We start from the raw sequence: 13432 nt of genomic DNA, 5'->3' as shown, positions 1-13432 counted from the left end.
GACAACTTTGTCATCTTCATTTTTTAAGACTATTTGAAAAATTAATGGAAAAAGTAGTGACATGCTCAGAAGATTGTAAAGTGAAGGGGTGCTCTAGTGTAGTTAAAATCTTTTTCACTAAATATAAGCCTATACCTGTTGCTTCACCACTCGTTCGCCCCTTCATACCTGTATAAAATAAATCAAAGACTCGTGCTATTTCACTAGTAGGGATCGTCTCACCATTATTTTTTATGTGCAAAGCCGTGTTGTCATAATGGATATGAATGGTGCTTGCCATTTCACTATATTTAATGGCGTTATTTAATACTTGATAAAGTACAATTTTTAACCACTTTCGATCTGAATAAATGATTTGGTCTTCAGCAAACGTCAGCTTTGGAAAAACTTCTCTTATGATAAAGAAATCCTTCAAATCATTGATGACTTCTTGCACGAGTCCTTTTAAAATAATAGGTTCAATTTTTAAATCAGCTACTAAATGAGATGTGCGCTCATACGTTAATAACTGATTGAGGGTAAATGTCAATTTATTGCACTCTTTATTGATGGTATACCATTGCTGCAATTCATCAGTGGTCTTGTTGGGTGTAGCTTGAACGATTAATTGAATAACAGATAAAGGTGTCTTCATTTGATGTGCAAAATGTGATAGAACTAGTTGCTTCTCATGTGCTTGTTCTTCCAATCTTTGCTGTTGGGTTAAAAATAAATACTGTATTTGCCTTAGTTTTTCACTATAGTATTGCTCAATAGCTGCACGTGGTTCAAATAAATGAAGATCATCCTGTGTGTTGATATTTTTTTGTAAATGATGATAAAACTTTCTTCTTCGATAATAACGACCAAGCAGCCACAGAATAAATAGAAAGCTGACAAGAAAAATAAAGTAGGCATAGTGTGAGGATAGGTCATCTAATACATGAATTATCCAAGGTAATAGGAGGAAGCTTATGCTATAGAGAATAATGATACTAAGATGATCTCGAAAGAATAGCTTCATTCACTTTCCTCCACTAATTGATATCCAAGACCACGGATCGTTTTAATCTCAAGTTTAGAGTGTACGGCTTCCAATTTTCTACGTAATCGACCAATATTCACAGACAAAGTATTTTCCTCAACAAAGGTTTCATCATCCCAAATAGCACTTAAAAGCTTTTGACGCGGCACTACATTAGGGTAAGCTTCGAATAATAACTTACTAAGCTGCATTTCTTTTAGCGTTAACAGGCTCTCTTTGGCTTTTGTTTGAAGACGAACTGTATCTGGATTTAATGTAGTATTGGCTATAGTTATGGTTGTTGTCTCGGTTAAAGCATATTCACCATAGGTACGCCGAAGTAGTCCATTTACTTTTGCCATGAGGACATCCAATGAAAAGGGCTTTGTGATAAAATCATCGGCACCATTTTCAATTCCATATACTTGATCAATATCATTTACTCTGGCAGAGACAATGATGATGGGACATGTTGAGAGTTGACGGATTTTCCGTGACCAAAAATAGCCATCGTAAGTCGGGAGATTGATATCCATAATGACCAGGTGTGGTTGTATAGTATTAAATTCTTCAATAATGTGTGGAAATTGTTGTACAGTAAAGCATTCAAACTGATACTTAGCTAAATGCTCGACAATCAGTGAAGCTATATTTGCATCGTCTTCTATTATGTATATTTTGTACATACCTATCGATCCTTCCTTTATTCTATATGTATACTGTACCCTCATTTCGAAAAATCTATATGTAATTGGAAACTTGAGAAAAGAGTCACTACAAAAATGGCGTTGTAATGACTCCGATTTTTAATCTTTAGGTATATGGAAAGTAACATTTGTACCTTGGTTTATAGTACTTTGAATTTGTAATTGTTGGCCATAAATTCTTTTAAGTCGTAGATTTGTATTTCTTATTCCTATACCAGAGCTTGTCCCTTTGTAATCTTCTTGCAATTCCTCTAATAGAGTGGGGCTAATTCCCACACCATCATCTATTACGCTAATAGATACATAAGTTGTGAAATCTTTAATACGAATACAAACAGTACCGCCTTCTTCTTTCTTTAATATACCGTGTCGAATGGCATTTTCAACTAACGTTTGTAAAGAAATTGGAGGAATTTCAATTTGTATCGTTTCATCAATATCCCATTCAATCTGAATTAATTCTCCAAATCGCTGCTGTTTAATGTAAAGATACGAACGAACTAAATCGAGCTCATGCTGTAGTGGTACTACTCTTTGAAGATTTCTGACATCGAAGCTGGCATGTAAATATTCACCAAAGTGATGCATTAAATCGATCATTCTATCTGTATCAATAGTACTAAGTGAGGCAATGGTATTAAGTGTATTAAATAAGAAGTGTGGTTGGATTTGAGATTGCAGCCAAGCACTTTCTAAATGTAGACGTTGTTGAATACTATATTTTAAATCAATTAAAGCTCGACTTCTTACTTTTAGCTCTAATGCATTAATAGGTTTTGTTACATAATCATTAGCACCATAGGCAAAGCCTGTATAAACATCTTCAGGGTGCTTTCTTATCGTCAATAATAAGATAGGTAATTCCAGCAATGAGTATTGTTTTCGTATTTTTTGAATTACAGCATAGCCTGAAATATACGGAAGCATTGCATCAACAATTACTAAATCCCATGATTCTTGCTGAATCAGAGCTAGAGCTTTCTCACTGGTTGTAACAGTAGTAATTTCGTATTCAGAGATCGAAAATATACTTTTCATCGTTGCTAAATTCATAGGGTCATCATCAATCATTAAGATCCTGAAATGCTTATCTGACACCATGGATAACTCTTGTTCATTTGTGGATAGCTGAGTTTTAGCTTGTGCATTAAAGGTTGCGTATTCCTTATTTTGTCTACTTTCATCTGCAAGAGGTAATGTAAAATAAACATTCGATCCTTTGTTAGGAATAGATTGTATATTTAACGTACCTCCATGTAATTCAATCAGTTTTTTTGAAATAAGTAGGCCAATACCAATGCCTTCATCATATTCTTGGCCCTGTTCATAGGGCGAATACAAAAGACTTTGTACAAAATTGTCCATGCCTTGTCCAGTATCACGAATGTGGATAATAGCCATATGCTGTTCTTCACGAGCAATAATTTCTATAGAGCCTTCACCTGTATACTTTAGGGCATTATGCAAAATGTTAAATAGGATTTGAATAAGGCGATTTTCGTCGGCTAATACATTTGGGAAACTTGGAGGTACTAAAGATACCATATGTATTTGTTTACCATTTGCAATAAAGCGGAGGATATCGAAAACTCCATAAACAGCACCTTGAAGATTTACACTTTGTGTATGGAGATGTAAATCTCCTTCTTTTAAACGAGTAAAATCCAGTATGTTGTTTAACGTAAAGGACATACTTCTACCTATATCGATAAGGTGTTTAAGATTTTTTTCATCTTCAGTAACAAGTTTGTTATGTGGGTTGTCATAAATGGATTGTCCTAGGGTAATCATCCTATTCATTGGACTCCAAAGTTTTTCTGCATTACTTGTAAGGAATTCATCTTTTAAAGCATCCTCGTGTTGTAGTTTAGTCACTAAGTTTTGAATTTGCTGAGAGTTCTCATGAAAACGTTTGAACCAATAGCTAGAAAAACCAAGCATGATAAATAAATAATCGAATGGATAAACGGGAATATCGAATACGTAAACAGATTTAATGAAACCCCATATAATACCATTTGTGGTGCCGATAGCTGTTAGTGCAATAAAAGCAGAGCTCCTTTTTTGGTTTTCTAAATACTCTCTAAGAGCCAGTACCACTACGTAAAGAAAGGATACTAGATAAAGTACGAAGAAAATATTCTTCGTAGGTATCAGCCATGTCATTGGTAAAACAATCGTGAGTATTGCACTTAAAACATAACAAGCAAAAATCCATTGAAATGTTTTAGTGTTGTGATATTTGACTAAGAGGACTCTCATAAACTGAACAAAGAAAAAGGAGGCTCCTAGAAAAATAATAGAAGAAAGCTTATAGGACCATACATAATTCAGATGCAACCAATCCAGTAGGGAGCGATCAAACGTAATTAATTCATCTGCTAAAGGCAAAAGAAAACCAAATGTGAAAAGTAAAACGATAGATTTTCGATAGATGAACAAATATACAAGTATGCTAAAAAGAGAGAATATGATTAGCATAACTACAATAGTTGAAAGAGATAGCCCTACAATTAATTGATGATGCGTCATCGCTGACGCAGTGCCAAATAAAATCCTTTTATTAATAATAGGACTTGTAGGTGTATCAAAATTAGATACATGAAGTATGAGATTAATTTCAGATTGTGTATTAGTAAAATAAACAGTATAAGGTGCAGCTTGACCTTCATGGTCTTCTGCATTATCTGCTACTTTGCCTGATTTTCCTACTAGCTTTGCATTTATATATAAGGTTGATGCAGTTGAGATAGCAGGTATACGAATGGCATATCGATCATTATCTAAATTGTTTGGTAGCAGAATTTTTAACTGATAAGTGCCATAGGGTTGAGTCGTTCGCTCATTTTTTAACGCAGGAATATTTTGGGTATTATACGTATTGCTATGACTCTCTTTGTTACCCCCCTTATTTTCAGAATTCACAAATTGTCCAGGATAATAGATCCATCCTCCATCCAAGGAAATAACTTCTTCTTCCGATGTAGTCAAATTGTTTATGTGGACCACACCATCTTTGGCACTAGGTTGATGTGTAGAGGGGAGGAAATAGTTTAACCATAATAACCTTAGAAAAGTAAGGACTATAAAAATGGCAATTATAATAAGTAGATGTTGGGTAGAAGCTTTTCTCAACACAGCAATTTTTCCCTCCTAATAATCTCTATCTACCATGCCACGAAATTGGAAAAAAGAAAATATAATGGATAATAAAAGAATGCTTTAAGCCTATATAAATAGAACAATTTGGAGTTAGTAGTACTATCGATTTTTTCCTTTTAAATTGAAGGAGGAAAAAATCATTAGTGTTTAAGTTTTCTTTAAGAGGTTTGACGTATGATGATTGAATAAGTATATCAAAATTTAAACATAGATAAGATTAACGAAAAAACATCTCAATGGGAGAAATGATCTATTGTGGGTAAATTCAAGTTAAAGTTATCGTTTCTTATTATTAGTATGACAACTATTGTTGTCCTCATAACATCTAGTATTAGTATTTGGAGTAGCTATCGTAATTTCAATGAAATTTTGAAGGAACATAAAACAAATATACAAGAAACTTATGTAATGGAAGTCTCGACAATTACGGAAAGCTATTTACAAGATGCTAAGACAGATGACCATTCATTAAAGCTGTATACGCAACAAATGGTTGATACTTTACTTGATGAAAGAATAGTGTCCTTCAATTTGTTTTTTAAAAAAGTCCTAGGCCCAATCATAATAGTTATAGCGACTATAATGGGATTTGCTATTTGGTTTGCTATTAAAATTACACAGCCTCTCAAAGAGCTATCGAAAAGAATTGAAGTAGATGAAGGAGCACAAGGGATTGAGGAAATTGCTGATTGGTATGATGAGGTAAATTTATTGAAAAAGAATATTCAAAATATGATGATCTGTTCGGAAAGTAAAATCAATGACTTAACAGAGCAGTTGAACTTAGATTCATTAACAGGGATTCTTAATCGCAGAAGAATGGATCAAATTTTACACAATTTAATTATTGATAAGGTTCCTCATGCCATTATCTTAATAGATCTAGATGATTTTAAAAGTATAAATGATACATATGGTCATACTGTAGGAGATGAAGTTTTAAAAGCCTTTGCGATTACTATGCAGAGCAGTGTCGGGGAGCAGGGGTTATGCTTTAGATTTGGCGGCGAAGAATTTATGGTCATCTTACCTTCGATGAATATAGAGGATGCAGTCCAATTAGCGGAAAGTCTCCGAATCAAACAAGCTTTACAAGAAACTGTGTGTGGAAGACCTGTGACAATGTCTGCTGGAATTACGGCTTTTACACCAAATGTCCAAAGTCCCAATCAACTGATAGAAATTGCAGATCATGCTTTGTATAAGGCTAAAAAATCTGGAAGAAACTGTTTATGTGTTGTAAGTAATATGAGACAAATGATTGTTAAATAATTAAACTATATAAGCATGCTAGCACTGGACGCTAGCATGTTTTTTCATGTCCTTAGGGGTAAACGCTTGTTTTCATGCTCTTTTTCATGTGCATGTAAGACGTTTTGAAAAAGTTCTGTGGTTTCCTGAGATGGTGACACATTTAATTCTGTTAATAGAAGGCTATTAAAAGAATGGTATATTTTTATAGCTTCTGCGCGATTTCCAATTTCAGTATAATGTTGGATTAATTGTTGCACGATTTTGTCGGAATACGGATTAAACTCTAAAGCAAATAACAATGAACGCTCTCTGTTTTTAAGGTTCTGATTTTTAGAGTAATAAAGTATCAATTCATCAAGTAGTTGACTAAATTGTTTATTCATCAAATTTGCTTTACTAGTAGTCCATGCATAGTCCATTGTTGCCATAAATTCACCATGGTAATTTTGGATGAGTTCCTCAACTCTTTCAATATTTAATCGTCCTGTTTCAGCTTTGGTATTTAAGATATCCTCCAAATCAAAGGCATCACATTGAAAATCGTTTAGTTTCAAAATATAGCAGCCATTTGCATATTCAATGACATCCGTGTAGCCATAAGATGAAAGTGTTGTACGTAAGTAGGAGACAGTAGTATGCAATTGTACTCTGGCTTTTTTTACATCCGTATCACTCCAAAGTGAATCTAAAATGTTATCACGAGGTACGGGCATATGAAGCTGTAAAAATAGAAAGGCAAACAATTCTTTGCTTTTAATTGTTCTCCAATGAATTACTTTTTCATCAAAAGAAACGACAAACTCTCCAAAGCATCTGATTTGAAGCATAGGCTTTTGATGCGTTCGAGTTTTCTCCGATGATAGATTTTTTTGTAATAGCTTTTGTATTCTGTTAATGGTTATCTCTAAACGAGATTTTGAAACTGGCTTTAATAAATAATCAAGTGATTGTACATCAAATGCCTGAACAGCATAGTCTCGATAGGCAGTTACAAAAATGATACAGATATTTTTATCCCATGTTTTTAACAGTTGTGCTACTTCTAATCCGCTCATACCTGGCATTTCAACGTCTAAAAATGCTACTTGAAAGTCTAAGGTAGGTCCTTCTTTCAATACATCCTTTGCAGTAGTAAAAGTTCGAATGACCTCTATGTTATCAAATTCATTTAAATGTTTTTTCATACTAACCAGAGCTAATGGCTCATCGTCCACGATAATTACCCGAATCACATAAGGAACCTCCTTTCGATAAATATGGCTGTATGATCAGATTGAGATATCTATTATGGATCCTTTATATGGGTGAGTAGGAGCTGTTTGTTGTTGAGGTAGTTCTTTCAGTAATTCAATTGCAGTAGTTGTGTTTAAATTAAGAGCATTTTGCATGACACTCATCTGTACTGTTTGTTGGAGTTCCATCAGCTGGGATGACATAAGTGAATTAACTTCCATTTTTATTCCCTCCTTTTCTTTTTTTATCGGCTAAATATAGCAAATATCTAATATAAAAAAGTCCTAAACAGACCTACTAAATTATAGTTTATACGCAATAAATTGATTAAATTACTAAAAAATTAATTGAAATTGTATATTTTTCCGTTTTTATAGTAATAATTCCTAATATCAGGTAGCTAGTCCTGAGTTATTAATTTGCAAACTTATGGTTGCTTACATAATAGAGCTTTTAACTCTAGTGTGCTAGCAACAGATTTGCAACAAATAATAAAATGATGGAGGTATTACTAAACATGAAGAAAAGAGCATTAGCTTTAGCGGTAGTATTGACATTTGGTGTGAGTCTCTATGCTAGTCCTTCCTTTGCTAAGGACAAATCGCCAGGCAATATACTATGGGCACTCCCGCAAATTTATAATTTAACAGTAGGTGAGTTCCAGCAATTAAATGAAAAGGATTCATTATGGTTTTACCCAGAGCAAGACTTAGTGAAAGACACGTCAAAAGCAGAAGAACCATTGGGGGATGAATATGTCATCAAAGGTGGGGATACTTTATTTTCAATAGCTCGTATTAATAATGTAACTGTAGATGATTTGAAGAAATGGAATCACCTTGCGTCAGATTTGATTTTAGCTGGTGAATCGATAGCTATTAAAGCTTCAGCTGCAAAACCAAAACCAAAAACTTCCGGGGGGATTGCAACAGCTACTAAGCCTGCTGCACCTGCCAAAACAAAACCAGCAAGTGCTCCAGCAACTGTCTCTGGTAAAACATTAACAATGCGTGCGACTGCGTATACAGCCTATTGTGAAGGCTGTTCAGGAATTACAGCAAATGGAACAGATATAAGGTCGAATCCTAATTTAAAGGTAATCGCTGTAGATCCACGGGTTATTCCACTCGGTACGAAGGTTTGGGTGGAAGGTTATGGTGAAGCAATCGCTGCTGATACAGGGGGAGCTATTAAAGGAAATAAAATCGATGTATTTATTCCTACTGAAGGACAAGCACTTCAGTGGGGTGTCAAAACAGTAACGGTAAAAATCTTAAATTAATTATGAAAGGGGTTTCTCGAACTTTGGGAAATCCCTTTTACTTTGGTTGAGTTTCCTATTCAAGCTCAAATGAAATAGGAGCCATTATAGAATCGTAAATGATTAATTTTGCATAAGTACTGAAGAAATTGGAAATCATCAGAAAGAGAGGAGGTATTTTTATGAAAAAAATAAGCTTAATGAGTCTTTCTTTACTAATTTTTGTTGCGGGTTGCAGTTTTTTTGATAAGAAAGAGGAGAAAGTAGCTGTCAATGCATCTACCCCTTTAACAGCTACTGCAAAAGTAATTGGTGCAAATAATGAAAGCTATGGCAATGCATATCTTCAAGAGGAAGATAATGGGGTTATGATGACGCTCGCATTAACAGGCTTACCACCAGGCACACATGGTATCCATATTCATGAAGTAGGAAAGTGTGAACCACCTAAATTTGAATCAGCTGGTGCCCACTTTAATCCAACAAACAAGGAACATGGTAAATTAAATCCTAATGGTTATCATTTAGGGGACTTACCAAATTTGGAAATTGGTGAAGATGGCAATGTGGATCTTAACTTTTTAGCTGAGGGGTTAACTTTACAAAAAGATCAACCAAATTCGCTATTAGATAGTGATGGAAGTGCTATTGTCATTCATGAATCAGCGGATGATTATAAAACAGATCCTGCTGGTAATTCAGGAGCTAGAATAGCCTGTGGAGCCATTCAATAGAATAAAATACATGACTGTATCTGTTAGTTTTCAGATGCAGTTTTTTATATTTTATTCATTATTTATACAGTTAGAATAGTTATTTTGTTTTATTAAAAAAAGAAAATATGAGTTTATTATAGATATAAAGGGGGTAATTAAATAAAGCTATAGCTCTGTAAATTAATGGGTGGTAAGTAGTTTTGTATAATTATAAAAGTCTGAATTTACTATAAATATATTGACATTATTATACTAAGTTTGTTAATTTTAAATAGATTCTTAAAAATAACCAAAGGGGGAAGGTTACTATGAAGAAGAAACAATTTAATCTAATAATGCTATTAAGTATCTTTGCGCTTATGATATTAGCTGCATGTGGAACAGGTAGCGGCAGTGGATCAAAGGAAACGAGTGGAGATGACTCTGCATCATCCGATAAACCAGCTTCGGATATTAAGTTTTTAAGCTTACTAACAGGTGGTACGCAAGGTACTTACTATGCACTTGGCGGAACTTTTGCTGATTTAATTACGACAGATACAGGTATTAAAACAACTGCAGAAGTATCTCAGGCATCTGCTGCCAATATGACTGCTTTACAAGAAGGAAAAGGTGAGATTGCATTTGTTCAAACGGATATTGCTTATTATGCTACTGAAGGTAAGATGATGTTTGATGGCAATAAAATTGATACAATTTCAGCTTTGGGTGCGCTTTATCCAGAAACAGTGCAACTTGTTACAACTGAAGCTTCAGGTATTAAAACGTATGCAGATTTAAAAGGTAAAAAAGTATCAGTGGGTGCGCCAGGCTCGGGTACTTACGCAAATGCTGAACAATTACTTGAAATCAATGGATTAACAATGGATGATATCAAGGCACAAAACCTTGATTTTGGTGAATCAACAGATGGTCTTCAATCAGGTCAAATAGATGCTGCATTTATTACAGCAGGTACACCAACAGGTGCTGTTGAAGCGTTAAATGCTACAACGAAAGTAAATATTATCGGTTTAGATGCGGGTAAAGCTGATGAAATAATTGCTAAATACCCTTACTATGCAAAAGACACAGTAAAAGCTGGTACTTATGGTATTGCAAACGATGTGGAGACAGTTTCAGTTCTGGCTATGCTAGCGGTGAAGAAGGATCTTCCGGAAGATGTTGTTTATTCAATGACAAAAGCTATTTATGATAATACAAATAAAATTTCTCACGATAAAGGAAGATTTATTAAGGCAGAAACAGGTTTAGATGGTATTAGTATTGACATTCATCCAGGCGCACAAAAATACTTTGATGAAAAGAAATAGTGTGAATAGTGCTTGAAACTTTCTAAAAAATACGAAGGGGCTCGTTGCATAAAGCTTCGAGTCTCTTTCTTACTTTTAGGATATAGGATTAGGCGAATAGCTTTTAAAGTGGGGGAATAGGTCGAATGCAACAGAGAAAATTCATCATAACAGTCCTATTAAGTATCTGTCTATGTATTATCATATTTCTTCCTCTTCAAAAGGTGTTCACCTTTACAGAGGCGCGTATAGCCCATCCTAAAGTGCACTACATACCCATTTTAGATGAGCAAACCTTTCAAATAAGATACACCCACTCCATACATAAGTCAGATGTATTGGAATCCTATCAATATATAAAAGGTAATCGTATTGAAATGCTTGAAATGGAATATGAAGACTTAGCTATTGGTATGCCAGGCTATGCAGAGGAAAATCAAACACTTATTCAACGGAACGGTAAATATGTTCTCCAATTTAACAATAGTGCCATACTTGATAATTTTACGATCTATATAGGTGATTTAGATTTAGATCTGGTATTCAATTATGCAGAAAGAGAATATGATTTAAAAAAAGATTTACATAGGGGTAAATCCTATTTATTTGAAATTAAGCGTTTGTCGCTTTATGAACAGTGGAAAGGAGTAAGGATGAAATGACAACACAAGAGAAATCAAAGAAAGAAAAAAAAGTAGAAGAATTTGAGCAAATTTCTGCTGAAGAGCAACAAGCCATACTTGAAAAATATGATATAGAATCCAATGTAAGAACTATCTCAGGTGTAATGAAGCATGTTATTTTCTTTGGCCTTTTAGCATTTTCGCTATTTCAACTTTACACAGCTATTTTTGGGCAATTTCCTGCTCAAATTCAACGTACCATCCATTTAGGCTTTGGTTTAACATTAATTTTCTTATTATTCCCCGCAAGAAAAAAAGCACCCAAGCATAAAATCGCCTGGTTCGATTATATTTTAGCATTACTAGCTATTGCAGTAGGTTCATATTGGTCTATGAACTATACAGAACTTGTGAATCGCAATGGCTCCATTACACAGGTAGACTTTATTGTTGGGCTAATAGCTGTTGTACTAGTACTTGAGGCTGCTCGACGTGCTGTAGGGTTGCCTATTACAATTATTGCAATCGCTTTCTTGATTTACGCTTACTATGGCCCGTATTTCCCGGCATTTATGGCACATAGAGGACAGGATTTGGAGAGTATCGTCAACCTTATGTACTTTACAACTGATGGGATATTCGGAACACCAATTAGTGTATCAGCCACATTTATTTTTGTATTTTTACTATTCGGGGCATTTCTTGTGAAAACAGGGGTTGGCCAGTATTTTAACGATCTAGCAGTTGCACTAGCTGGAAAATTAATTGGCGGTCCTGCGAAGGTAGCTGTATTCTCAAGTGCACTTCAAGGTACAATTTCTGGAAGCTCTGTAGCTAACGTAGTAACGTCAGGATCTTATACAATTCCAATGATGAAAAAACTAGGCTATCGAAAAGAGTTTGCTGGTGCAGTGGAAGCAGCTGCATCGACAGGTGGTCAACTTATGCCACCGATTATGGGTGCTGCTGCCTTCCTAATGGTTGAATTTATAGGCCGAGGGATTACGTATTGGGATATAGCAAAAGCGGCAGCTATACCTGCTCTTTTATATTTTACAGGTATTTGGATTATGACACATTTCGAAGCAAAAAGAGTTGGTCTAAAAGGTCTGAGAGACGATCAAATGCCAAATCGTCAAGAGGTATTTAAAAAGATTTACCTTCTATTACCGATTGTGGCGATTATCATATTAATGCTAACGGGTACAGCAGTTATGCATGCTGCATTATATGGAATTATTATTTCGATTGGTGTGGCTATGTTTAATAAAGAAACGCGTCTTAAACCAAAAGATGTGATTGATGCGTTGGTGGAAGGTGCTCGAACTGCATTAGGTGTCGTTGCAGCTACTGCTTGTGCTGGGATTATTGTGGGTGTCGTTGTAAAAACAGGACTAGGTTTAAGTTTAGCAAATAGCTTAGTAGCTTTAGCTGGTGGGAGTATTATTTTGACACTTATTTTTGTCATGATTGCATCGCTTATTCTTGGGATGGGTGCACCAACAACAGCAAACTATGTGATAACATCGACAATTGCTGCACCAGCAATAGTGGCATTACTATCTCCAAATACACCACAAGAATTAGTGCCAGTAGTTGTATTACTATCTGCTCATTTCTTTGTGTTCTATTTTGGTATTATTGCAGATATTACACCACCTGTAGCCCTGGCTGCGTTTGCGGCATCAGGTATTTCTGGTGGTGACCCTATCAAAACGGGTGTAAATTCAGCGAAACTTGCGATTGCGGCATTTATTATACCGTATATGATTGTTTTCTCCCCCGCATTATTAATGATTGATACAACCATTCCGCAAATTTTATGGGTAGTATTTACTGCTATCACGGGAATGGTGGCAATTGGTGCAGGGGTGATCGGCTACTGGTATCGTAAACTTTTCTGGTTTGAAAGAATTATTTTGATTGCGGCAGGACTATTACTAATCTATCCAGAAAAATTCTCGGATTGGGTAGGTTTAGGAATATTTATTGTGATGTTTGTAATTCAATTTCTATCCCATAAAAAAGGAAATCATCCCGATAATATGAATGGCAAAACGGGAGTTTCAGTCTCGTGAATTCTTGGTTTGCATAAAAATCTGCTCATTTAATAACTATTAATGAGCAGATTTTTTTAAAAAGGTAAAAATCGTTTTAGAAATCATAAGAATCAGTGGCATT

General features: G+C 34.9%; 11 protein-coding genes. 6 read left to right on the top strand and 5 right to left on the bottom strand.

All coding sequences use genetic code 11. From position 1 onward, the window contains the following. Positions 1-16 precede the first annotated feature (16 nt). From ACMGGO_RS20980 to ACMGGO_RS20970, 3 genes are all read right to left on the bottom strand, one after another. Positions 17-1003 (bottom strand): sensor histidine kinase, encoded by a 987-nt coding sequence (locus tag ACMGGO_RS20980; protein ID WP_103117355.1) that lies wholly within the window; start codon positions 1001-1003, stop codon positions 17-19. After that, positions 1000-1689 (bottom strand): response regulator transcription factor, encoded by a 690-nt coding sequence (locus ACMGGO_RS20975; protein ID WP_066038418.1) that lies wholly within the window; start codon positions 1687-1689, stop codon positions 1000-1002. The genes ACMGGO_RS20980 and ACMGGO_RS20975 overlap by 4 nt, the downstream gene beginning before the upstream one ends. A gap of 120 nt (positions 1690-1809) precedes the next feature. Next, on the bottom strand, positions 1810-4671 hold the full coding sequence (locus ACMGGO_RS20970; RefSeq protein ID WP_420282231.1) for an ATP-binding protein: 2862 nt from the start codon (positions 4669-4671) through the stop codon (positions 1810-1812). A gap of 456 nt (positions 4672-5127) precedes the next feature. On the opposite strand from ACMGGO_RS20970, the gene ACMGGO_RS20965 reads away from it, so the two are divergent. Continuing rightward, complete coding sequence (locus tag ACMGGO_RS20965) at positions 5128-6144, top strand: GGDEF domain-containing protein (protein ID WP_103117357.1); 1017 nt, start codon at positions 5128-5130, stop codon at positions 6142-6144. 44 nt (positions 6145-6188) lie between these two features. Here ACMGGO_RS20965 and ACMGGO_RS20960 read toward each other — a convergent pair whose 3' ends face one another. Both ACMGGO_RS20960 and ACMGGO_RS20955 read right to left on the bottom strand, forming a co-directional pair. Beyond that, complete coding sequence (locus tag ACMGGO_RS20960; RefSeq protein WP_420282230.1) at positions 6189-7358, bottom strand: response regulator; 1170 nt, start codon at positions 7356-7358, stop codon at positions 6189-6191. 36 nt (positions 7359-7394) lie between these two features. Further along, positions 7395-7580: a putative motility protein gene (locus tag ACMGGO_RS20955; RefSeq protein ID WP_004229797.1), complete on the bottom strand. Its 186-nt coding sequence runs from the start codon at positions 7578-7580 to the stop codon at positions 7395-7397. A gap of 296 nt (positions 7581-7876) precedes the next feature. On the opposite strand from ACMGGO_RS20955, the gene ACMGGO_RS20950 reads away from it, so the two are divergent. The 5 genes from ACMGGO_RS20950 to ACMGGO_RS20930 all read left to right on the top strand — a co-directional run bounded on the left by ACMGGO_RS20950 (position 7877) and on the right by ACMGGO_RS20930 (position 13329). Further along, a complete protein-coding gene (locus ACMGGO_RS20950) occupies positions 7877-8641 on the top strand; it encodes a 3D domain-containing protein (RefSeq protein ID WP_103117358.1) in 765 nt (254 codons plus the stop codon). A 161-nt stretch (positions 8642-8802) separates the two neighbouring features. Beyond that, positions 8803-9354, top strand: a complete 552-nt coding sequence (locus tag ACMGGO_RS20945; protein ID WP_054549059.1) for a superoxide dismutase family protein — start codon at positions 8803-8805, stop codon at positions 9352-9354. A 290-nt stretch (positions 9355-9644) separates the two neighbouring features. Continuing rightward, positions 9645-10649: a TAXI family TRAP transporter solute-binding subunit gene (locus tag ACMGGO_RS20940; protein ID WP_369579488.1), complete on the top strand. Its 1005-nt coding sequence runs from the start codon at positions 9645-9647 to the stop codon at positions 10647-10649. A gap of 125 nt (positions 10650-10774) precedes the next feature. Beyond that, the gene (locus ACMGGO_RS20935; protein WP_420282229.1) at positions 10775-11290 is read left to right on the top strand and encodes a DUF1850 domain-containing protein; all 516 of its coding nucleotides are present in this window, start codon (positions 10775-10777) and stop codon (positions 11288-11290) included. Next, entirely contained in the window at positions 11287-13329 is a 2043-nt protein-coding gene (locus ACMGGO_RS20930; RefSeq protein ID WP_420282228.1) for a TRAP transporter permease, read from the top strand. Before ACMGGO_RS20935 ends, ACMGGO_RS20930 begins: the two co-directional genes overlap by 4 nt. Positions 13330-13432 lie beyond the last annotated feature (103 nt).

It is taken from the genome of Lysinibacillus sp. BNK-21, assembly GCF_048684915.1.
In the GTDB taxonomy this organism is placed as follows: Bacteria; Bacillota; Bacilli; order Bacillales_A; family Planococcaceae; genus Lysinibacillus; species Lysinibacillus capsici.
The sequence above is the reverse complement of the archived record's forward strand: the minus strand, read 5'-3'. Positions and strand labels throughout refer to the sequence as shown.